The sequence below is a fragment of the Arthrobacter alpinus genome (assembly GCF_001294625.1).
Lineage (GTDB): Bacteria > Actinomycetota > Actinomycetes > Actinomycetales > Micrococcaceae > Specibacter > Specibacter alpinus_A.
Genome location: NZ_CP012677.1, coordinates 3,441,611 through 3,465,245 on the forward strand (window position 1 = coordinate 3,441,611; position 23,635 = coordinate 3,465,245).

Genomic DNA, 23,635 nt, shown 5'->3' on the forward strand with positions numbered 1-23,635 from the left:
GACCTAAAACCAGCGTTATCTGTTAGCTGCCCGGCCCGCGGGCAACACTCCACTTGGTCGATACTACTGGGCAAGACTTGGAATAACCTCACTGCGACAAGGAATTGGGGCGGATTTCATACCCAAGTAGGGGGTCACTCCCAAGGCAAAAAGTAACATGGCAACCGCGTGTTCCCGGCCCAGTACAGCCAAATTGGGTAGCCTCAAAGGTGCTCCGGGCCAACCGCCGGAAGGGCCGTTTAGGTAATTCGGCAAAGTGTCCTATATGCTTGATCTCGCTGTTCCACTGATTTTTGAAAGAGAAAAAGTGGACTGTTCGAAAACGCGCGAGTGGCGGAACGGCAGACGCGCTGGCTTCAGGTGCCAGTGTCCGAAAGGGCGTGGGGGTTCAAATCCCCCCTCGCGCACGTTTTTGAATACCCCGGCGGAACCATGGTTCCGCCGGGGTATTTTGTTTTTACCACCGTGTTTCCGCGGCTTCAGCTCCCTTCCAGATGAGTCTTGGCCACTGGTCGGCTCCTGCGATGAAGGCGTCAGTGATGGTCAAATGGCGTCCTGGCGCAAATACAATTTTTGCGAACTTCGGACTGTTAATAGGCTCCGCTTTATTAAAGGACCCGGCGAGGACAAGAAATTACATGTATGCACCCAAGCTGGCGGCGGTGTCAAGCCGTCTTAGCAACATCGTCGTTGAGTAGCTTGGTGAATACTTCTCGTGGTGTGAGGAATCCCAGGACGGCGCGGGGCCGGTCGTTGAGCTCATCAGCGATGGAGTCCAGGTAGGGCTGATGACTGGTCAGCTCGATGCCCTTGGGCAGGTACTCCCTGATCAGCCCATTGGTGTTCTCGTTCGATGGCCTCTCCCACGGCGAGTGGGGATGTGCGAAATAGACGGGAAGGTCCGTGGCCAGTGTCAGTTGTGCGTGGCGGGCCATCTCGGTGCCTTGATCCCACGTCAGGGAACCACGCATCAGGGCCGGCAGGTCATTGACCCGGTTGATCAGCACGTCGGCGAGGCCGTCGGCCTTCTTGCCTTCAGGCAGGCCCAGCATGATCAAGAACCTGCTGTGCCTCTCGACCAGGGTTGCGATAGCACTCTTGCCGCCCTTGCCGACCACCAAGTCCCCTTCCCACGCACCTGGAACACGGCGATCTGCTGCTTCCTCTGGACGGTCGTCGATGCTGACCATGCCAATGATCCGTCCACCTGTGCGTTCACCCAGCGGCTTCACTGATTTTCGTTTGGTGCGCTTGGATTGCAGCAGGATTCCGGACTTGGCAAGCTCGCCCTTGGGCAGGGCGTAGATCCAGCGGTAGATCGCCTCGTGGGAGACGGTGCGGCCTTCGGCGTCGGGTGATTTCGTCATGGTCTCAACGCTGTCGTCTGTGGCTTCCAAACGCAAACGACCGGCGATCTGCCGCGGCGTCCTAGACCTGGCCAGATCAGCCTTCACCCGGGCGGCAAGGACCGGATCCGTCTCGATCTTCCGTGCCTGCGGCCGGCTACGCCGACGCTCAGCAGCACAGTCCGCACTCACCGGACGATACCCGCGGGTCTTCGTCGAATTCCTGTGGCGTTCCCGCCAAATGATCGTGTGGTCACGGCCAAGATCCGCACCGATCTGACGATCAGACTTGCCAGCCAGAATGCCTACGGCGATGTCCGCCCGATCCGAAAACGACAATCGCCTACGCCCCACCAGCAACTCCTCTACTCAACCAACTTGTTGCTTCGACGGTATGACACCGCCGGCGACTCCTTCAGTCTCACCAACTGGGCGGAGCGCAGAGAGTAAAAGCGCAGAGAGTAAACAAGAACAGCTCGGAAACTAAAGGCCCGCGAAGATTCAACCACTCTGGCAGGACGCCAATTAGGGTGGAAGCATGAAGAACTACTTGATACGCATTGGCGTTCAGCTAGGCCCTCCGCGGTGGCGTTCATCCTCGCAGCGCTCATCCTGCCAGGGTTCCATCTACGGTTCGCAGGTTTCCTGACCGCGGTGATTGTCTTCACCATCGCGCAAAGCCTTGCGACAGGCATCGTTGGGAGGATGGCTGAGAAGCACATTCCTGCCATTAGCGCTGCTGCCTCCCTCATCTCCACCTTCCTTGCCTTGCTGATTGCCAACAGCTTTGGAGGGGGTACCTCGATTCGTACGTTCGTGGCATGGGTGCTGGCGACCGTAATTGTGTGGGCTGTAACGGCTGCGGGCGCCGCCTTCCTTCCCCGACTCCGACTCAAGAGGGCGGCACAGTAGACACAGGTAAACGGGTGTTGGCTGGTTTGCTTTGTGGTTGAAAGGTGTGTATTGTTTTTCGAGTTGCCTTGGTTGTTTGGGGCAGGGATTCGTAGGGTTTTGGACTGTTTTTTGGTTCTTGATCTGTGGGTTTGTTGGGTTTGTTCGTTGTTTAGCGGATTTGCTTTATGGATTCTTTGCGGGTAAGCTTGAAAAGTTGCTCCGGCACTGATCGTCATGGTTCTTCTGCTTGTTTGCAGGGTTTTTGTGGGGTGTTGGCTGGGTGTGGTTGTTGTTTGAGAACTCAATAGTGTGCCAAGTTTTATTGATACCAATTTATTGTATTGAATTGGTTATTTGACTGTTTGTTGCCGCCCCTGTGGTGACGGCAGTCTTTAGCTGGTTTCGAATTTAGTGCACATGGCTGTAACCTTTTTCCGGTTTGGTTGTGTGTGTCTGTTTGTTTTATTAACGGAGAGTTTGATCCTGGCTCAGGATGAACGCTGGCGGCGTGCTTAACACATGCAAGTCGAACGATGAACCTCACTTGTGGGGGGATTAGTGGCGAACGGGTGAGTAACACGTGAGTAACCTGCCCTTAACTCTGGGATAAGCCTGGGAAACTGGGTCTAATACTGGATATTGACTTTTCCTCGCATGGGGTTTTGTTGAAAGCTTTAGTGGTTTTGGATGGACTCGCGGCCTATCAGCTTGTTGGTGAGGTAATGGCTCACCAAGGCGACGACGGGTAGCCGGCCTGAGAGGGTGACCGGCCACACTGGGACTGAGACACGGCCCAGACTCCTACGGGAGGCAGCAGTGGGGAATATTGCACAATGGGCGAAAGCCTGATGCAGCGACGCCGCGTGAGGGATGACGGCCTTCGGGTTGTAAACCTCTTTCAGTAGGGAACAAGGCTACACGTTGTGTGGTTGAGGGTACTTGCAGAAGAAGCACCGGCTAACTACGTGCCAGCAGCCGCGGTAATACGTAGGGTGCAAGCGTTATCCGGAATTATTGGGCGTAAAGAGCTCGTAGGCGGTTTGTCGCGTCTGCCGTGAAAGTCCGGGGCTCAACCCCGGATCTGCGGTGGGTACGGGCAGACTAGAGTGATGTAGGGGAGACTGGAATTCCTGGTGTAGCGGTGAAATGCGCAGATATCAGGAGGAACACCGATGGCGAAGGCAGGTCTCTGGGCATTAACTGACGCTGAGGAGCGAAAGCATGGGGAGCGAACAGGATTAGATACCCTGGTAGTCCATGCCGTAAACGTTGGGCACTAGGTGTGGGGGACATTCCACGTTTTCCGCGCCGTAGCTAACGCATTAAGTGCCCCGCCTGGGGAGTACGGCCGCAAGGCTAAAACTCAAAGGAATTGACGGGGGCCCGCACAAGCGGCGGAGCATGCGGATTAATTCGATGCAACGCGAAGAACCTTACCAAGGCTTGACATGAACTGGAAACGCTTGGAAACAAGTGCCCCGCTTGCGGTCGGTTTACAGGTGGTGCATGGTTGTCGTCAGCTCGTGTCGTGAGATGTTGGGTTAAGTCCCGCAACGAGCGCAACCCTCGTTCTATGTTGCCAGCACGTTATGGTGGGGACTCATAGGAGACTGCCGGGGTCAACTCGGAGGAAGGTGAGGACGACGTCAAATCATCATGCCCCTTATGTCTTGGGCTTCACGCATGCTACAATGGCCGGTACAATGGGTTGCGATACTGTGAGGTTGAGCTAATCCCAAAAAGCCGGTCTCAGTTCGGATTGGGGTCTGCAACTCGACCCCATGAAGTCGGAGTCGCTAGTAATCGCAGATCAGCAACGCTGCGGTGAATACGTTCCCGGGCCTTGTACACACCGCCCGTCAAGTCACGAAAGTTGGTAACACCCGAAGCCGGTGGCCTAACCCCCTTGTGGGGAGGGAGCTGTCGAAGGTGGGACTGGCGATTGGGACTAAGTCGTAACAAGGTAGCCGTACCGGAAGGTGCGGCTGGATCACCTCCTTTCTAAGGAGCACCGAGTGCCACGAGGTAGCCCGCATGGGTTGTGTTGGTGGTATGAGGAGTAAAGACTTACTGCGAGAACGTTTGTTTCTCGGTAGGTTGCTCAAGGGTGGAATATCAATAAAGTAGCTGATGATCGGCAATTGGTGACCTGGTTCTAGTACAACGATTCCTTCGGGGATGGTGGGGAAAGAGCTGTATGGGTTGGTAGTTGCGTGGGTTGTTATGTGTTTGGCACACTGTTGGGTCCTGAGGCAACAACGATTCCTTCGCTCCTGTTTGGGGGTGGGGGGTGTTGTTTTGTTTCTGGTTTCCCGCACACAACCAACCGCTAGGCGGTGCTGGTTTGCGTGACTGCTCTTTGGGGGTGGTTCGTGATCGGTGTCTTGGTGGGATGGTGTGTGGTGGGGTTGTTGTTTGAGAACTACATAGTGAACGCGAGCATCTTTATAAAGAAGCAATTTCTTTGAGATAATTGAACCTGGATCTGATGCTGTTACATCCTTTGGGGTGTGGTGGTGTTGGTTTTCATGGTTCTCTCGATAATATGTAAGTGTTTTTTGACTATTTTGTGTGGTCAAGTTTTTAAGGGCACACGGTGGATGCCTTGGCATTAGGAGCCGAAGAAGGACGTAGGAATCTGCGATAAGCCTCGGGGAGTTGATAACCGAACTTTGATCCGAGGGTGTCCGAATGGGGGAACCCCGTTACCCGTCGTAAGGCGAGGTGATGACCTGCACCTGAATATATAGGGTGTGTGGAGGGAACGTGGGGAAGTGAAACATCTCAGTACCCACAGGAAGAGAAAACAATAGTGATTCCGTTAGTAGTGGCGAGCGAACGCGGAACAGGCTAAACCGTGCCATGTGTGATAGCCGGCGGGCGTTGCATGGTCGGGGTTGAGGGACTCACCGTTACGAATCTGCCGGTTCGTTGAGGGGAATGGTGCATGTATAGGTGAACGGTTTTGAATGGCCGACCGTAGAGGGTGAGAGTCCCGTAACTGAAATGCAGTGCACTCCCTGGAGAGTATCCCAAGTAGCACGGGGCCCGAGAAATCCCGTGTGAATCTGTCAGGACCACCTGATAAGCCTAAATACTACCTAATGACCGATAGCGGACAAGTACCGTGAGGGAAAGGTGAAAAGTACCCCGGGAGGGGAGTGAAATAGTACCTGAAACCGTGTGCTTACAATCCGTTAGAGCCACCGAGCCCACTTGTGGGTTGTTGTTGTGGTGATGGCGTGCCTTTTGAAGAATGAGCCTGCGAGTTAGTGTTACGTCGCGAGGTTAACCCGTGTGGGGAAGCCGTAGCGAAAGCGAGTCTGAATAGGGCGTTGCAGTGGCGTGATCTAGACCCGAAGCGAAGTGATCTACCCATGGCCAGGTTGAAGCGTGTGTAAGAGCGCGTGGAGGACCGAACCCACTTCAGTTGAAAATGGAGGGGATGAGCTGTGGGTAGGGGTGAAAGGCCAATCAAACTTCGTGATAGCTGGTTCTCCCCGAAATGCATTTAGGTGCAGCGTTACGTGTTTCTTACTGGAGGTAGAGCTACTGGATGGCTAATGGGCCCTACAAGGTTACTGACGTCAGCCAAACTCCGAATGCCGGTAAGTGAGAGCGTAGCAGTGAGACTGTGGGGGATAAGCTTCATAGTCGAGAGGGAAACAGCCCAGACCACCAACTAAGGCCCCTAAGCGTGTGCTAAGTGGGAAAGGATGTGGGATTGCTTAGACAACCAGGAGGTTGGCTTAGAAGCAGCCATCCTTAAAAGAGTGCGTAATAGCTCACTGGTCAAGTGATTCCGCGCCGACAATGTAGCGGGGCTCAAGTACACCGCCGAAGTTGTGGATTTCAAACAGTACCCAAGCAGATCAGGACTTGTCTTGTACCTGTTCAGGGGTTTGGAGTGGTAGGGGAGCGTCGTGTGGGCATTGAAGCCGCAGTGTGAACTAGCGGTGGAGCCCACACGAGTGAGAATGCAGGCATGAGTAGCGAAAGACGGGTGAGAAACCCGTCCGCCGAATGATCAAGGGTTCCAGGGTCAAGCTAATCTGCCCTGGGTAAGTCGGGACCTAAGGCGAGGCCGACAGGCGTAGTCGATGGACAACGGGTTGATATTCCCGTACCGGTGAAGAACCGCCCATATTGAACTGATGATACTAACCACCCAATCTTTTTAGTGAGTGCCTTCGGGCCAGGCTAGAAGGGGAGCGTGGGACCTGAATCAGGGAGGTAAACGTATTAACAGGTGTGACGCAGGAAGGTAGCCGAGCCGGGCGATGGTAGTCCCGGTCTAAGGATGTAGGGAACGTGATAGGCAAATCCGTCACGTAGTCTTCAATGACACTCTTGAGATCTGATGGGACCCCCCTTAGGGGGAATTCGGTGATCCTATGCTGCCTAGAAAAGCATCGACGTGAGGTTCCAACTGCCCGTACCCCAAACCGACACAGGTGATCAGGTAGAGAATACTAAGGCGATCGAGAGAATTATGGTTAAGGAACTCGGCAAAATGCCCCCGTAACTTCGGGAGAAGGGGGGCCTGCCTCGTGAAGGACACTAGCTGTCCGTGAGCGGGTGTGGGCCGCAGAGACCAGGGGGAAGCGACTGTTTACTAAAAACACAGGTCCGTGCGAAGTCGCAAGACGATGTATACGGACTGACTCCTGCCCGGTGCTGGAAGGTTAAGAGGACCGGTTAGCACGTAAGTGCGAAGCTGAGAATTTAAGCCCCAGTAAACGGCGGTGGTAACTATAACCATCCTAAGGTAGCGAAATTCCTTGTCGGGTAAGTTCCGACCTGCACGAATGGAGTAACGACTTCCCCGCTGTCTCAACCATAAACTCGGCGAAATTGCAGTACGAGTAAAGATGCTCGTTACGCGCAGCAGGACGGAAAGACCCCGAGACCTTTACTATAGTTTGGTATTGGTGTTCGGAGTGGCTTGTGTAGGATAGGTGGGAGACTGTGAAGTTCCAACGCTAGTTGGAATGGAGTCATCGTTGAAATACCACTCTGGTCACTTTGGACATCTAACTTCGGCCCGTAATCCGGGTCAGGGACAGTGCCTGATGGGTAGTTTAACTGGGGCGGTTGCCTCCTAAAGAGTAACGGAGGCGCCCAAAGGTTCCCTCAGCCTGGTTGGCAATCAGGTTTCGAGTGTAAGTGCACAAGGGAGCTTGACTGTGAGAGGGACACCTCGAGCAGGGACGAAAGTCGGGACTAGTGATCCGGCGGCACATTGTGGAATGGCCGTCGCTCAACGGATAAAAGGTACCTCGGGGATAACAGGCTGATCTTGCCCAAGAGTCCATATCGACGGCATGGTTTGGCACCTCGATGTCGGCTCGTCGCATCCTGGGGCTGGAGTAGGTCCCAAGGGTTGGGCTGTTCGCCCATTAAAGCGGTACGCGAGCTGGGTTTAGAACGTCGTGAGACAGTTCGGTCCCTATCCGCTGCGCGCGCAGGAAATTTGAGAAGGGCTGTCCTTAGTACGAGAGGACCGGGACGGACGAACCTCTGGTGTGTCAGTTGTACTGCCAAGTGCATCGCTGATTAGCTACGTTCGGATGGGATAACCGCTGAAAGCATCTAAGCGGGAAGCTCGCTTCGAGATGAGATTTCCATACACGATAAGTGTGAGAGGCCCCCAGCTAGACCACTGGGTTGATAGGCCGGACGTGGAAGCGAGGACTAAAGACTCGTGAAGCTGACCGGTACTAATAGGCCGATAACTTACACCACACAAACACTCCCATACAGGGTGCGAATAAATCAAAAGCTATTCACACCCCACAAGAGTAACAAAGCATGCTCGCGTTCACTATGTGGTTCCCAAACAACAAACCCAACGTTCGTTGTTAACACGGGAACAAAACAACACAAGAAACCCTTGTGACTAACCCCACCACCAGTGCGGGCACATCACAACCAGGAATCTTGTATAATAGAATAACTGATTGATCCACACAACACCCAACAAACCACCCAACCAGATACCTGGTCCTGGGAATAAAGTTACGGTGGTCATAGCGTGGGGGAAACGCCCGGTCCCATTCCGAACCCGGAAGCTAAGACCCACAGCGCCGATGGTACTGCATTCGACAGGATGTGGGAGAGTAGGACACCGCCGGACAAACAGTAAAAAGGTCGAGGCCCCACACCACACGGTGCGGGGCCTCCCTCATTTAACCAACCACCACCACCAACCACCACCAACCAACCACCACCAACCACGACCAGCCTCCCCACCAAGAAGCCACACCCCTTTAAACACCCCCACAACCAGAAACCCCAAACAACTAGAAACCCCAAACAACTACAGACCCCAAGACAGCCACACCAAGACGGTTGGCGCTGATGGGTGGCCTTGACGAGGTGGTGGTACGGTGCGGGGTGAAGGACGTGGCCGGCGGCGTCCGGATTCCGTCATCGCGGGCCTGCGAAGATTTGTTGTGCCTGGCGGTCGCAGGGATCCCAGAAGTCGCCTTCGCGTTACGGTTGATGCTATTGCGGCTCTTCGTGGTTGGTGGGGGTTTGAGTTCTTGATTTAGCTCTATGCAAAGGGCCCGTGGCCCTGCTGGGATGAGTGTTATCTACGCATTCAACCTGAAGAGGACCACGAGCCTTGAACGAGCCTACCTTCATGGCAGCCGACGCTGCCACTACTCTTTTCAATCTGCCTGACTACCGCGTCATCTCGACGACAAGCACGGCTGATGGTTGCCGCCAGGTCATGGTGGAAAGCGAACAGCCACCTGGGTGTCCTAGCTGTGGTGTGGTCGCTTCACGGCGGAAGGAACGTCGCTTCCAGCGGATCCGCGACATCGAGATCGGCGGCAAGATTGAGGTGTTGTGGCGAAAGTACCGTTGGTACTGCCAAGAACTAGAGTGCCAGAGGCTCTCTTTTTTATCGACGACCCAAGTCCCTGCTAGGGCGCGCTCGACGGGTAGGCTCAGGGATCATTTGGTGGATGCGGTGATTCGCTCTGGCCGGGCCATGTCAGAAACCGCTGCAGGGTTCGCGTTGTCGTGGTGGATGGTCAGGGCAGCAGTGAGTGAAGCCTGCATACTCAAGCTCCCGAACGTCGATGCACTGAGGCCAAGAATGTTGGGTATTAATGAGCACCGCTTCCGGTCTGTGCGCTACTTCAAAGACCCAGCCGCCAAGGCCTGTGCGCCCGTATCCTAAATTGAGACAGTGTTTAGGAGAATTTGTTTCATGTCTAGTCGTCGTAAGTTCAGTCCGGAGTTCAAGGCCGAGGCTGTTGAGTTGGTGATTTCCTCGGGCCGTCCGATCGTGCAGGTGGCGAAGGAAATCGGCATCAGTGATGGATCGCTGGGGAACTGGGTGAGGGAGTGGAAGGAAGAGCATCCCGAGGCCGGTTCCAAGGATCCTGGCCCGGTGGAATGGGCGAAGTACAAGGCGTTGCAGGCCGAGAATGCAGAGCTGAAGCGGGAGATCGAATTTCTGGGAAAAGTCAGTGCCTTCTTCGCCGCGAAGCAACGATAGACGACTATTATGCGTTTATTTGGCAGGAGAAGGCACACTACAAGATTGACTGGATGTGCCAGCAATTGAAGGTTCCCAGGTCTTCGTATTACCGCTGGACCAAGCCGCAGGAACCGACCCCGACCCAGTTGCGCAAAGAGCAGCTGACCAAGGACGTGTGCCGGGTATACAAGCGGGAGAAGGGCATGGCCGGGAGGGACCAGATCACCACGATCCTGGGCCACGAGGGCATCCCGGTGGCCGCCGCAACGGTCGGGACGATCATGAACAAGCAGGGCATGCGGGCGGTTCGTATGCAGGCGTGGAAGAAAACCACTGTCGTTGACCCGGCAGCCCGTACCGAACACATCAAGAACCACATGCTCGATGCCGACGGCAAGCGGGACTTCACGTCCACGGTGCCGGGAACGAAGCTGGTCGGGGACATCACGTACCTGAAAACAGACTCAGGCTGGCTGTATCTGGCCACCGTCATCGATCTGGCAACCCGGATGGTCGTGGGCTGGGCGATGGCCTCGCACATGCGCACAGAGCTGATCATTGACGCCCTCAAAATGGCCCGGGATCACGGCCGGCTGCACCCGGACGGAGCTATTTTCAATAGCGACCGGGGAAGCCAGTACACCTCCGGCGACTTCCAGAAATGGTGTGCCGGGAACAAGGTCACGCAGTCGATGGGCGAGGTCGGGGTGTGCTGGGACAACGCGGTCGCCGAGTCGTTCTTCTCGCACTTGAAGACAGAGATGTACCACCACCACAATTTTCCGAATCACATGGCGGCACGGACCGCGGTCATGGAATACATAGAGTCCTGGTACAACCGGCGCCGGCCCCATGCCTACAACCAGGGCCTGCCACCGGCACGTGCCTTAGCGGAATACGAAGTTCAGATCGAACAAGCAGCAGCGTAAGAAGAAAAATCAATCAAACTGTCTCAGAAACTTGACGGGCGCACTGGACGCGCTTTGAACCGTGGATGAGTACCATCGTGGATCTTGATACCGGTCAAGTCCTTGGTGTTGTTGATGGTCGTGACCACACCGGTATTGGTGCGTGGCTGATCCAACGCCCCTTGGAAGGGCGCCTAGGAATTCACGTTGTAGCAATTGATCCCTCGGCGGCGTTTCGGAAGGCGTTGCGGATGTGGCTGCCCCGCACAGCTGTCTCGGTCGAGCACTTCCACCTTGTCTCCCTAGCGGATCAAGCCCTGACCGAGGTCCGTCAACAACTCTCCCATCCGGTGCATGGCCGACGAGGACGGTCAGCGGCTCCGGCCTGGGGGCATCGGATGCTGCTCCTACGAGCGGGTGAGACCCTCTCAGAGAATGCCCGGGCACGGTTGGAGAACGTCTTCGCCACGGACGATCCGAGACGGGACACTCAAAGCAGCGTGGGAAGTGAAAGAACAAGTCAGGACGCTGCTGCGAACCGGTTCCTTAGAAGACGCCGAGCTGGCCAAAGACCGCCTCGAAGAGTTGGTGCAAGCATCGAAGCAACCGGAGACGACCAGGCTTTGGCGGACCATTTGCCGGTGGTGGAAAGAAATCGAGGTCCTCATCGTCACCGGCGCTACCACCGGAAAAGTCGAAGCGAACAACACCTGTATCAAGCACATCAAACGCGCGGCACGTGGCTACCGCAACCCCAACAACTACACATCAGTTATTCTCTTGAGAAGTGCCGCCCGAACGACGGCATGACACTCACCCGGGAATCCGAATCCCCACGAACCACCAAGAGCCACTATTGCCCGTAGCAGTAGCAGTAGCAGTAGCAGTAGCAGTAGCAGCTGCGGCGGTGGTCGGCGGGGGGAGACTTCCTGGATGTGTGCTGGCGTGTTTGGGGCTCCCAGCTGGTTGTGTCGTATGTTGCCATGGGTTCACGTGGCCGTGTTGCTCTGCCAGGGGCGCCGGCCCGTCTTGGGGCCCGTGTGCGGGTATTTTGACAGAGAAGGTGGGGGCGATCGGTGTGGCTGCCGGGGAGGGTGTTGGCTGGTTTGCTTTGTGGTTGAAAGGTGTGTATTGTTTTTCGAGTTGCCTTGGTTGTTTGGGGCAGGGATTCGTAGGGTTTTGGACTGTTTTTGGGTTCTTGATCTGTGGGTTTGTTGGGTTTGTTCGTTGTTTAGCGGATTTGCTTTATGGATTCTTTGCGGGTAAGCTTGAAAAGTTGCTCCGGCACTGATCGTCATGGTTCTTCTGCTTGTTTGCAGGGTTTTTGTGGGGTGTTGGCTGGGTGTGGTTGTTGTTTGAGAACTCAATAGTGTGCCAAGTTTTATTGATACCAATTTATTGTATTGAATTGGTTATTTGACTGTTTGTTGCCGCCCCTGTGGTGACGGCAGTCTTTAGCTGGTTTCGAATTTAGTGCACATGGCTGTAACCTTTTTCCGGTTTGGTTGTGTGTGTCTGTTTGTTTTATTAACGGAGAGTTTGATCCTGGCTCAGGATGAACGCTGGCGGCGTGCTTAACACATGCAAGTCGAACGATGAACCTCACTTGTGGGGGATTAGTGGCGAACGGGTGAGTAACACGTGAGTAACCTGCCCTTAACTCTGGGATAAGCCTGGGAAACTGGGTCTAATACTGGATATTGACTTTTCCTCGCATGGGGTTTTGTTGAAAGCTTTAGTGGTTTTGGATGGACTCGCGGCCTATCAGCTTGTTGGTGAGGTAATGGCTCACCAAGGCGACGACGGGTAGCCGGCCTGAGAGGGTGACCGGCCACACTGGGACTGAGACACGGCCCAGACTCCTACGGGAGGCAGCAGTGGGGAATATTGCACAATGGGCGAAAGCCTGATGCAGCGACGCCGCGTGAGGGATGACGGCCTTCGGGTTGTAAACCTCTTTCAGTAGGGAACAAGGCTACACGTTGTGTGGTTGAGGGTACTTGCAGAAGAAGCACCGGCTAACTACGTGCCAGCAGCCGCGGTAATACGTAGGGTGCAAGCGTTATCCGGAATTATTGGGCGTAAAGAGCTCGTAGGCGGTTTGTCGCGTCTGCCGTGAAAGTCCGGGGCTCAACCCCGGATCTGCGGTGGGTACGGGCAGACTAGAGTGATGTAGGGGAGACTGGAATTCCTGGTGTAGCGGTGAAATGCGCAGATATCAGGAGGAACACCGATGGCGAAGGCAGGTCTCTGGGCATTAACTGACGCTGAGGAGCGAAAGCATGGGGAGCGAACAGGATTAGATACCCTGGTAGTCCATGCCGTAAACGTTGGGCACTAGGTGTGGGGGACATTCCACGTTTTCCGCGCCGTAGCTAACGCATTAAGTGCCCCGCCTGGGGAGTACGGCCGCAAGGCTAAAACTCAAAGGAATTGACGGGGGCCCGCACAAGCGGCGGAGCATGCGGATTAATTCGATGCAACGCGAAGAACCTTACCAAGGCTTGACATGAACTGGAAACGCTTGGAAACAAGTGCCCCGCTTGCGGTCGGTTTACAGGTGGTGCATGGTTGTCGTCAGCTCGTGTCGTGAGATGTTGGGTTAAGTCCCGCAACGAGCGCAACCCTCGTTCTATGTTGCCAGCACGTTATGGTGGGGACTCATAGGAGACTGCCGGGGTCAACTCGGAGGAAGGTGAGGACGACGTCAAATCATCATGCCCCTTATGTCTTGGGCTTCACGCATGCTACAATGGCCGGTACAATGGGTTGCGATACTGTGAGGTGGAGCTAATCCCAAAAAGCCGGTCTCAGTTCGGATTGGGGTCTGCAACTCGACCCCATGAAGTCGGAGTCGCTAGTAATCGCAGATCAGCAACGCTGCGGTGAATACGTTCCCGGGCCTTGTACACACCGCCCGTCAAGTCACGAAAGTTGGTAACACCCGAAGCCGGTGGCCTAACCCCCTTGTGGGGAGGGAGCTGTCGAAGGTGGGACTGGCGATTGGGACTAAGTCGTAACAAGGTAGCCGTACCGGAAGGTGCGGCTGGATCACCTCCTTTCTAAGGAGCACCGAGTGCCACGAGGTAGCCCGCATGGGTTGTGTTGGTGGTATGAGGAGTAAAGACTTACTGCGAGAACGTTTGTTTCTCGGTAGGTTGCTCAAGGGTGGAATATCAATAAAGTAGCTGATGATCGGCAATTGGTGACCTGGTTCTAGTACAACGATTCCTTCGGGGATGGTGGGGAAAGAGCTGTATGGGTTGGTAGTTGCGTGGGTTGTTATGTGTTTGGCACACTGTTGGGTCCTGAGGCAACAACGATTCCTTCGCTCCTGTTTGGGGGTGGGGGGTGTTGTTTTGTTTCTGGTTTCCCGCACACAACCAACCGCTAGGCGGTGCTGGTTTGCGTGACTGCTCTTTGGGGGTGGTTCGTGATCGGTGTCTTGGTGGGATGGTGTGTGGTGGGGTTGTTGTTTGAGAACTACATAGTGAACGCGAGCATCTTTATAAAGAAGCAATTTCTTTGAGATAATTGAACCTGGATCTGATGCTGTTACATCCTTTGGGGTGTGGTGGTGTTGGTTTTCATGGTTCTCTCGATAATATGTAAGTGTTTTTTGACTATTTTGTGTGGTCAAGTTTTTAAGGGCACACGGTGGATGCCTTGGCATTAGGAGCCGAAGAAGGACGTAGGAATCTGCGATAAGCCTCGGGGAGTTGATAACCGAACTTTGATCCGAGGGTGTCCGAATGGGGGAACCCCGTTACCCGTCGTAAGGCGAGGTGATGACCTGCACCTGAATATATAGGGTGTGTGGAGGGAACGTGGGGAAGTGAAACATCTCAGTACCCACAGGAAGAGAAAACAATAGTGATTCCGTTAGTAGTGGCGAGCGAACGCGGAACAGGCTAAACCGTGCCATGTGTGATAGCCGGCGGGCGTTGCATGGTCGGGGTTGAGGGACTCACCGTTACGAATCTGCCGGTTCGTTGAGGGGAATGGTGCATGTATAGGTGAACGGTTTTGAATGGCCGACCGTAGAGGGTGAGAGTCCCGTAACTGAAATGCAGTGCACTCCCTGGAGAGTATCCCAAGTAGCACGGGGCCCGAGAAATCCCGTGTGAATCTGTCAGGACCACCTGATAAGCCTAAATACTACCTAATGACCGATAGCGGACAAGTACCGTGAGGGAAAGGTGAAAAGTACCCCGGGAGGGGAGTGAAATAGTACCTGAAACCGTGTGCTTACAATCCGTTAGAGCCACCGAGCCCACTTGTGGGTTGTTGTTGTGGTGATGGCGTGCCTTTTGAAGAATGAGCCTGCGAGTTAGTGTTACGTCGCGAGGTTAACCCGTGTGGGGAAGCCGTAGCGAAAGCGAGTCTGAATAGGGCGTTGCAGTGGCGTGATCTAGACCCGAAGCGAAGTGATCTACCCATGGCCAGGTTGAAGCGTGTGTAAGAGCGCGTGGAGGACCGAACCCACTTCAGTTGAAAATGGAGGGGATGAGCTGTGGGTAGGGGTGAAAGGCCAATCAAACTTCGTGATAGCTGGTTCTCCCCGAAATGCATTTAGGTGCAGCGTTACGTGTTTCTTACTGGAGGTAGAGCTACTGGATGGCTAATGGGCCCTACAAGGTTACTGACGTCAGCCAAACTCCGAATGCCGGTAAGTGAGAGCGTAGCAGTGAGACTGTGGGGGATAAGCTTCATAGTCGAGAGGGAAACAGCCCAGACCACCAACTAAGGCCCCTAAGCGTGTGCTAAGTGGGAAAGGATGTGGGATTGCTTAGACAACCAGGAGGTTGGCTTAGAAGCAGCCATCCTTAAAAGAGTGCGTAATAGCTCACTGGTCAAGTGATTCCGCGCCGACAATGTAGCGGGGCTCAAGTACACCGCCGAAGTTGTGGATTTCAAACAGTACCCAAGCAGATCAGGACTTGTCTTGTACCTGTTCAGGGGTTTGGAGTGGTAGGGGAGCGTCGTGTGGGCATTGAAGCCGCAGTGTGAACTAGCGGTGGAGCCCACACGAGTGAGAATGCAGGCATGAGTAGCGAAAGACGGGTGAGAAACCCGTCCGCCGAATGATCAAGGGTTCCAGGGTCAAGCTAATCTGCCCTGGGTAAGTCGGGACCTAAGGCGAGGCCGACAGGCGTAGTCGATGGACAACGGGTTGATATTCCCGTACCGGTGAAGAACCGCCCATATTGAACTGATGATACTAACCACCCAATCTTTTTAGTGAGTGCCTTCGGGCCAGGCTAGAAGGGGAGCGTGGGACCTGAATCAGGGAGGTAAACGTATTAACAGGTGTGACGCAGGAAGGTAGCCGAGCCGGGCGATGGTAGTCCCGGTCTAAGGATGTAGGGAACGTGATAGGCAAATCCGTCACGTAGTCTTCAATGACACTCTTGAGATCTGATGGGACCCCCCTTAGGGGGAATTCGGTGATCCTATGCTGCCTAGAAAAGCATCGACGTGAGGTTCCAACTGCCCGTACCCCAAACCGACACAGGTGATCAGGTAGAGAATACTAAGGCGATCGAGAGAATTATGGTTAAGGAACTCGGCAAAATGCCCCCGTAACTTCGGGAGAAGGGGGGCCTGCCTCGTGAAGGACACTAGCTGTCCGTGAGCGGGTGTGGGCCGCAGAGACCAGGGGGAAGCGACTGTTTACTAAAAACACAGGTCCGTGCGAAGTCGCAAGACGATGTATACGGACTGACTCCTGCCCGGTGCTGGAAGGTTAAGAGGACCGGTTAGCACGTAAGTGCGAAGCTGAGAATTTAAGCCCCAGTAAACGGCGGTGGTAACTATAACCATCCTAAGGTAGCGAAATTCCTTGTCGGGTAAGTTCCGACCTGCACGAATGGAGTAACGACTTCCCCGCTGTCTCAACCATAAACTCGGCGAAATTGCAGTACGAGTAAAGATGCTCGTTACGCGCAGCAGGACGGAAAGACCCCGAGACCTTTACTATAGTTTGGTATTGGTGTTCGGAGTGGCTTGTGTAGGATAGGTGGGAGACTGTGAAGTTCCAACGCTAGTTGGAATGGAGTCATCGTTGAAATACCACTCTGGTCACTTTGGACATCTAACTTCGGCCCGTAATCCGGGTCAGGGACAGTGCCTGATGGGTAGTTTAACTGGGGCGGTTGCCTCCTAAAGAGTAACGGAGGCGCCCAAAGGTTCCCTCAGCCTGGTTGGCAATCAGGTTTCGAGTGTAAGTGCACAAGGGAGCTTGACTGTGAGAGGGACACCTCGAGCAGGGACGAAAGTCGGGACTAGTGATCCGGCGGCACATTGTGGAATGGCCGTCGCTCAACGGATAAAAGGTACCTCGGGGATAACAGGCTGATCTTGCCCAAGAGTCCATATCGACGGCATGGTTTGGCACCTCGATGTCGGCTCGTCGCATCCTGGGGCTGGAGTAGGTCCCAAGGGTTGGGCTGTTCGCCCATTAAAGCGGTACGCGAGCTGGGTTTAGAACGTCGTGAGACAGTTCGGTCCCTATCCGCTGCGCGCGCAGGAAATTTGAGAAGGGCTGTCCTTAGTACGAGAGGACCGGGACGGACGAACCTCTGGTGTGTCAGTTGTACTGCCAAGTGCATCGCTGATTAGCTACGTTCGGATGGGATAACCGCTGAAAGCATCTAAGCGGGAAGCTCGCTTCGAGATGAGATTTCCATACACGATAAGTGTGAGAGGCCCCCAGCTAGACCACTGGGTTGATAGGCCGGACGTGGAAGCGAGGACTAAAGACTCGTGAAGCTGACCGGTACTAATAGGCCGATAACTTACACCACACAAACACTCCCATACAGGGTGCGAATAAATCAAAAGCTATTCACACCCCACAAGAGTAACAAAGCATGCTCGCGTTCACTATGTGGTTCCCAAACAACAAACCCAACGTTCGTTGTTAACACGGGAACAAAACAACACAAGAAACCCTTGTGACTAACCCCACCACCAGTGCGGGCACATCACAACCAGGAATCTTGTATAATAGAATAACTGATTGATCCACACAACACCCAACAAACCACCCAACCAGATACCTGGTCCTGGGAATAAAGTTACGGTGGTCATAGCGTGGGGGAAACGCCCGGTCCCATTCCGAACCCGGAAGCTAAGACCCACAGCGCCGATGGTACTGCATTCGACAGGATGTGGGAGAGTAGGACACCGCCGGACAAACAGTAAAAAGGTCGAGGCCCCACACCACACGGTGCGGGGCCTCCCTCATTTAACCAACCACCACCACCAACCACCACCAACCAACCACCACCAACCACGACCAGCCTCCCCACCAAGAGGCCACACCCCTTTAAACACCCCCACAACCAGAAACCCCAAACAACTAGAAACCCCAAACAACTACAGACCCCAAGACAGCCACACCAAGACGGTTGGCGCTGATGGGTGGCCTTGACGAGGTGGTGCTAGCGCAAAATGATGGCGGTGGCAGTGGCAGGGGAACGTCCTGTGGAGACAAAACCTGAGACGTTGGCTTGCGGGTGCTTGATAATATCGGTGACCGAGCCAAGGTGCTTGGAAAGGTCAACCTTGTCCTCGGGGGCGGCCAGGAGCAGTTGGAAACCAAACTCCTGCAAGGCGTTGATTCCGGCACCGGCGTACTCAGAGTTGGCTTGAATGAAGGCCTCGTCGATCATCACGGTTCCGTAGGTGCTGTATCCCTGGGTGTCGATCCCAAGTTGGTAGGCCAACGCGGCACCCATGATGAAAGAGGTGAAGCGTTGGCCTTCCCCTCCCGACAGGGTGCCCGGCTCCAAGCCAAGCTCCACCTCACCGTTGGGGCGGTGTTCATTGCAGCTGATGGTCACATGCTGGCGGACATCCAATACGGTGTCCGCCCAGTGCTGGCGTGAAGTGTCGCTGAGGGCATCTACCAGACGCTCCAACTGCAGGTAGCTGCTGGCGATGGTTTCCTCGCTGGCCGTCGTATAAGCGTTGCCTAGGGCCTCTTTGAGCTCGGTGCGGAAGCTGCGGGCCTCATCGGGGATGGCTGTCTTAACCTCAAGCCGTAGCCGGCTGCCCTTTTCAAAGGGCACGTCCTCCAAAATCTGGTTCAGGGGCAGGATACGCTCTTCAATCCCACGGCGTTCCTCCTCCAAAAGCTGCAGCAAGTCTGAGAAACGCTCATAGGAGCGGTTGTTGAAGTACTCACGGAATTCGACTTGCCGCTGCGGGAGCCCATCAGCCAGGATGCGCTCATGCAGTGCCTCGTAGGCCTCTACGGCCTCCGCGCCCGTGCCGTGGCTAGCGCTGACCACGGGCCCGAACTCGCGGGCAAAGGCCCGGAACGTCTCGCTGAGTGCTGCTTCCGTGCGGAATACCCGTTCCTTGACAGTGGCCAGGCGTTCGCCCAGATCAACTGTTGCTGTAGTGAATACCTTCTCCAGCTCATCCAACGATGTGGGCCAGGTGTCAAGGAGGTAGGGGTCGAATTCACTGCGGGCCCAGTCGGCTGCCGGATTCTGTGCTGCCTCCCCGGACAGCCGCTCCCCTGAGGAATGTGCCGTGGTGAGTTCGGAGTCTATGCGGGACAGATCGTGTTGCAGGATTGCCAGTTTTCCGACACAGGCCTCCAGCTCGGCCTTCGCGGCAGTCAGAGACGCACGGATCTGTGCCAACGTGGCGCTGCTCTCGATGGTGGCTTGCAAGGATGCCTGCAAGGAGGTCAAGGCCGCTGAGAGGGAACCACTATCAAGTTCCTCAAAGGGGCGCTGATCCCTAGAAACCCGAAGCAAGGCTTCAAGGCGGCCCGTCAGAGCATCCTTGGCGTGGCTGCGCTGGTCCGCAAGAGCTGTGGCGCTTTGGTAGGCAGCGGCCAGTTCTGCGGCTTGTGCCTCCAACTGCGCAATCTTCTCCACATTGTTGAAACCGAGCAAGTAGTCGCTGGGGCTGACTGACCGGGTGTCGCGCTCATAGGTGGCGGCGTTGACCTTCAACGTGCCAGCCATGGAGATGGCCCTATTGTGAGCGTGAAGTTCGCTATCGCTTTCCACGCAGCGGAAGCCGAAGTCGCGGGTAATTTTCGCGCGGAGCCAGTCGCCGGCGTCGGAAGTCTGGAATTCCAGTTTGGTGACCAGGTCGTGGGGCCCAGCACTTTGGGCCGGAATATGGGTTCCGATGTTGATCCAGCGCAGCTTGCCATGGTCGTCGAGGGAGTTGATGGCGCCCGTGACAGCCTTGATATCCTCATCGCGTACCAGCAGTGTGGTGGCCAGCGAACGCAGGACCTTCTCCGTTGCGGGACGCCAAGAGCTGTGTTCACTGGCGATGTCCACCAATTCGCCGGCGAACGGCATCAGTGCCGGATCCAGCCCGGTCGTGGCGCAGATGGCGCGGCGGGCTGCGGCGTTGCGTCCATCGATGTTACTGCCGCGTCGCTGGTACGAGGCGATCTCCGCACGTAGTTTCTTCTCGTCCACCTTCGTGTTGATACTGGCCGCCACGGCCTCGTACTCGCGAGTGCGGGCGGCCTCGGTCTCTGCCTGCTGGTGCTCGACGCCGTCCGCTGCCTCCAAGCGTGCCGCTGCGAGTCCCTGGGCGCTCCAGTTGTAGTCCAGACCGGCCGCATCGAGTTCATCGCGTACCGACGTCTCGCGCCGCAGGCGCTCCTCCAGCTCACGTTTGGCAGTACGAATGTCCTTCTCTAGGCCGTCGATGGCCCGGCCCCCATGGTTGGCGTGGTGCTCCTCCAGCGACGACAACGACTCAGAAAGCGTTTCCTTGGCCGCGGTCGCAGCCTCGATCTGCATGGCTTTTTCGGCATGTTGCCCAGCCAGGGACACAGCCTTTGCGGCCAAGAGTTCAGCCTGGAACTGCTGGCGCAACAAGGGTAGTTGAACATTTTTTAGCTCAGCTGTACGGGCGTGGTTTGCCTTGAATTCGCGCAGTTTTCTGTGAAGTTCCGGGACAGGAGCCAATGCGTCACGCTGGCCGCGGGCGTCCTGCAATTGGCGGTAAATCCCGCGCAGGTGACTAAAATCCTCCACTGCTGATTTGGCTGCTGCGAGGGTGCCGGGAATGTCCAACACCTCGTAGCGGAAGAACCTATTGACTCCCTTGTCCAGGCCCTTGCCATTTTGCAGGGTGCGCAACAAACTAAACGCCTTGTCATTGTCGATGCCCAGCCGGCGGCGGAAACGTTCGGCAAAAGTCCTGTGCACGTCGAACGCCTCAGCGCCGGGCAGCGCCGCATGGAGCGAGGACGGTGAGAAGCGGCGGCTGCCATGGTTTTCCAGCGCTTCGGTATCCAAGGGCTTGTCGTGGATGATGTAGTGTTTCCCCACCTGACCCTCCAATCCGTTGGCTGGAAGGTCAAAGAGTGCGGCAATGCTCACCTGTCGGCCCAGACCGTCCTCAAACACCAAGGCGGTGGCCGACCAGGTGGCACTCGGGCGTTGGTATACGGTGCCCTCGGCATTTTTGATCTTTCGTCCACGCATGTAGCTGAAGGTGGTGCGGCGGTCTTTGCGGTTGGACGCCTCGTGCGCGGACTCGTTGAGTCGCGGTGCCGCGTAAAAGATGTGTTGGATGCCGTCAAAAAGGGTGGATTTTCCCACGCCCGGGTGGCCGGTGAGTAAGGTGCCGGCCCTGTCGACATACATGGAGTGCCGGCCGTGGAAGGTGCCCCAGTTGATGATTTGGATCTGGCTGAGCCGGTACTGGCCGGGGTTGAGTTCTTCGCCGATCGGCAAGGTCACTGCAATGCTCATTTAGAGGTTCTCCTCAGGGGCTGTGGCAGCGACGTCGTGGCCGGTTCCCAGCTCAAGTGTGTCGTCGTCGGGGCTGCTGTCCAACGCCGCCAGATAGGCAGGAATTTGCTCGATCGAATCAAAGGGCAAGGCCAATGCTAGGGCGTTGCTGACCCGGTATTCGCCTCCCAGCTCGGTGGGGAGCAGTAACTTCAACGCCAGCAATCGCGCCAGCGAGGAATCGGTTTGTTCATCCAAACGTTTGTCATCCACTGCTCCGGGTTGGCGGTGTTCGGCCAGGAGTTCCCGGGCACCCGAGCGGGTGATGGTGACATCGTTGCCAGTGCTGGCGTGGCGGTCCAACAACACGCGCAGACGTAATGCCAGCAGCGTTTCCTCCCGCCGCAGGGGTTTGCGTGCAACGATCGGCTGGGTGTGGACGGCCTCGATTTCCGCCGGTGTCAACATGGCAATCTTGCGGTCGGCATCGATGGTGAGCAACAAGAAGATCTCGGATAGATACTGCTGTAACGAGGCGCGGTGGGTTTGGATGGTTGTCCACAAGTGGGCGTCGACTGTGCCGTCAATATAGGGCCCACGCAGCAGCCGGACTAGTGCCTGGCGGATTTCCAGCGGGAACGCACCGGTGTCCCCGGTAAACAAGGCCCTTTCGGCACGGTACGCGTCGGTGCCGCCAGACAGTGATGGTTCTGGCACGCCGTCGTATGTGTCTGGCTCGGGGAAGTGGGTCATGGCGCGGTGTCCTTCGTGAACGTGATCAGTGGAACAAGGGCGGTGCGTTCCGTGCCGTCGATTTGGGTGAAGCGGAGGGTCTGGGTGTGCTCCGGGTCAACCGACTCATCGGCGCCACGGGCGGCCAGAATCAGGCCCCTGATGGTGTTGATGTGGCGCAGTTCCGGCGGGAGTTCGGCGTACACCTCGCTGAGCGTGGCCGTGCCCTTGCGGGTGGCGCGGGTGCGGGCGACAGCTGCGTGCACAGCTGCCATGTCGGCTTGTGGGGTGACGGGGGTGCGGTGGATGTCGGCGCCGCTCAGGGTTGGTGGTGCCGCTAGCCTGGGCGGTGGAATGTGATCGTCAGGGTCGAAGATGCCCAATCCTGCCAGTGTTTCCAAGGCGGGGGCGAACAGCAGCGGGGCGACAACGGGTGTGCGAGGACGCAGCGCTGCCGCCGCCACGGCTTGTTCGGCGGCGTGGATAGCCTTGCGCAACAAGATGGAGTCCTTGAACTCATCAGAGCTGACGTAGCTGTGCAGGCTCTCGGACAGCCGGCCATAAATGGTGTGAACGTCGGCTGCCTGGCGGCGCATCTCCTTGACCAGTGTGGCGAAGTTGGCCCGCTCCTCACTGCTGAGTTGTTCGGTGAAGTCGCGTTCGAGGACCTCGTTGACGGACTGACGGAAGCGGGCCTGCTGCGCGGGGTCGTTCAAGAACTCGGTGAAACCCTGGAAGGTCTCGCCCTCGGCGGTGTTGCGCAGCGCTTTGTCGCCCTCAAGCACCTGACCCACTGCCACGCCCTTCGTCACGGAGGACTCCATGATTTCCTGACGGATAGTGTGCAGCATCTGCTCGACGCCGTCGCGCATGCGTTTGAAATCGGCGGGCAGGCTGGCTGCAAGGTCAAGGACGCTCCGGGTTGCGGCGACCGCTGAGTCGTCGGACAGGACGGCAGGGTTGTGCCCGGACTTCAGTGCCTCGATTTCGCTGCGCCGCGCGGCAATTTCGGCCTCCAGCGCGGAGATCCGACTCTCGGGGTTGGGGTCTGTCTGGAACGAAAGCGTCTCAATGCTTGTCAGCAAGGTGTTCAGTCGTGAACTGTTCAGGTTGGTGCGCTCCACCGTGAACGTCTCAAGGAATGCCAGCACCCGGGCCGTGGCGGCCGTGGGCTCATACATGAACCGGCCATCGACCATGGGGCGTGCCAAGAACTGGCTGCGAACCCACGAATCGGCGTAGTTGGAGGCCTGCCAGGCGTCGTTCAGGCTCAGGTTTTCATACCGGAGCTCCTTCATGAAGGCTGCCAGATCGGCGTGAAACTCCTCCAGCGCGACCCGCTGCCGGGAAGGGGTGAACTCTGTCCGCAGGAAGGCCACAGTCCACGGTGCGGACTGCATCAGCTTCCAGGCGGGTGAGTGCCGCAACTGTTTTTGCGCACGCCACTGGTCAACGGCATTGTCAGTGGGGCGCATGGATGACTTTCTTAAACTGGGCAGGGCCAAAACGGGAAATTTGGTGGTTTTCCCATTT

The 23,635-nt window shown here is 56.2% G+C and carries 8 protein-coding genes, 1 tRNA gene, 6 rRNA genes and 1 pseudogene; 12 read left to right on the forward strand and 4 right to left on the reverse strand.

Going from position 1 to position 23,635, the window contains the following annotated elements; genetic code table 11:
* Positions 1-324: 324 nt before the first annotated feature.
* Positions 325-407, forward strand: a tRNA-Leu gene (locus tag AOC05_RS15640).
* A 258-nt stretch (positions 408-665) separates the two neighbouring features.
* Here AOC05_RS15640 and AOC05_RS15645 read toward each other — a convergent pair.
* Entirely contained in the window at positions 666-1,700 is a 1,035-nt protein-coding gene (locus tag AOC05_RS15645; RefSeq protein ID WP_062004804.1) for an IS30 family transposase, read from the reverse strand.
* A 231-nt stretch (positions 1,701-1,931) separates the two neighbouring features.
* Here AOC05_RS15645 and AOC05_RS15650 point away from each other — a divergent pair, with 231 nt between their 5' ends.
* The 11 genes and pseudogenes from AOC05_RS15650 (at position 1,932) to rrf (AOC05_RS15705) (ending at position 17,840) form a co-directional block, all read left to right on the forward strand.
* Entirely contained in the window at positions 1,932-2,258 is a 327-nt protein-coding gene (locus AOC05_RS15650) for a hypothetical protein (protein WP_062008169.1), read from the forward strand.
* A gap of 447 nt (positions 2,259-2,705) precedes the next feature.
* Positions 2,706-4,241: ribosomal RNA gene (locus AOC05_RS15655) — 16S ribosomal RNA — on the forward strand.
* 572 nt (positions 4,242-4,813) lie between these two features.
* Positions 4,814-7,985 (forward strand): 23S ribosomal RNA (locus AOC05_RS15660).
* Positions 7,986-8,259: 274 nt separating this feature from the next.
* A 5S ribosomal RNA gene (rrf, locus tag AOC05_RS15665) occupies positions 8,260-8,376 on the forward strand.
* The 16S, 23S and 5S rRNA genes sit together here, the layout of an rRNA operon.
* A gap of 510 nt (positions 8,377-8,886) precedes the next feature.
* Complete coding sequence (locus tag AOC05_RS15675) at positions 8,887-9,432, forward strand: transposase family protein (protein WP_082358025.1); 546 nt, start codon at positions 8,887-8,889, stop codon at positions 9,430-9,432.
* 30 nt (positions 9,433-9,462) lie between these two features.
* Positions 9,463-10,664, forward strand: a protein-coding gene (locus AOC05_RS15685) for an IS3 family transposase (protein ID WP_157374911.1) whose coding sequence is annotated in 2 segments (ribosomal slippage) — positions 9,463-9,715 and positions 9,715-10,664 — 1,203 coding nt in all. Because the reading frame shifts where the segments join, the coding sequence is not laid out codon by codon here.
* Positions 10,665-10,729: 65 nt separating this feature from the next.
* Positions 10,730-11,056 (forward strand): annotated as a pseudogene (locus AOC05_RS20360) (ISL3 family transposase); the annotation flags it as partial.
* A gap of 94 nt (positions 11,057-11,150) precedes the next feature.
* Positions 11,151-11,453 carry a transposase gene (locus AOC05_RS20365; protein ID WP_062008176.1) on the forward strand — a complete coding sequence of 101 codons (303 nt, stop codon included), beginning with the start codon at positions 11,151-11,153 and terminating at the stop codon, positions 11,451-11,453.
* 717 nt (positions 11,454-12,170) lie between these two features.
* Positions 12,171-13,705, forward strand: a 16S ribosomal RNA gene (locus tag AOC05_RS15695).
* 572 nt (positions 13,706-14,277) lie between these two features.
* A 23S ribosomal RNA gene (locus AOC05_RS15700) occupies positions 14,278-17,449 on the forward strand.
* A gap of 274 nt (positions 17,450-17,723) precedes the next feature.
* Positions 17,724-17,840, forward strand: a 5S ribosomal RNA gene (gene rrf, locus AOC05_RS15705).
* A gap of 248 nt (positions 17,841-18,088) precedes the next feature.
* Here rrf (AOC05_RS15705) and AOC05_RS15710 read toward each other — a convergent pair.
* The 3 genes from AOC05_RS15710 to AOC05_RS15720 are packed head-to-tail and all read right to left on the reverse strand — an operon-like array spanning position 18,089 to position 23,577.
* Positions 18,089-21,391 carry an ATP-binding protein gene (locus AOC05_RS15710; protein ID WP_062008178.1) on the reverse strand — a complete coding sequence of 1,101 codons (3,303 nt, stop codon included), beginning with the start codon at positions 21,389-21,391 and terminating at the stop codon, positions 18,089-18,091.
* Positions 21,392-22,123, reverse strand: a complete 732-nt coding sequence (locus AOC05_RS15715) for a DUF4194 domain-containing protein (RefSeq protein WP_082358027.1) — start codon at positions 22,121-22,123, stop codon at positions 21,392-21,394.
* Positions 22,120-23,577, reverse strand: a complete 1,458-nt coding sequence (locus AOC05_RS15720; RefSeq protein WP_062008180.1) for a DUF3375 domain-containing protein — start codon at positions 23,575-23,577, stop codon at positions 22,120-22,122. The genes AOC05_RS15715 and AOC05_RS15720 overlap by 4 nt, the downstream gene beginning before the upstream one ends.
* Between the last annotated feature and the right edge of the window lie 58 nt (positions 23,578-23,635).

Coding starts and splice junctions, on each gene's coding strand:
- AOC05_RS15710 (WP_062008178.1), bottom strand. CDS start 21,391: ATGAGCATTGCAGTGACCTTGCCGATCGGCGAAGAACTCAACCCCGGC.
- AOC05_RS15675 (WP_082358025.1), top strand. CDS start 8,887: ATGGCAGCCGACGCTGCCACTACTCTTTTCAATCTGCCTGACTACCGC.
- AOC05_RS15720 (WP_062008180.1), bottom strand. CDS start 23,577: ATGCGCCCCACTGACAATGCCGTTGACCAGTGGCGTGCGCAAAAACAG.
- AOC05_RS15715 (WP_082358027.1), bottom strand. CDS start 22,123: ATGACCCACTTCCCCGAGCCAGACACATACGACGGCGTGCCAGAACCA.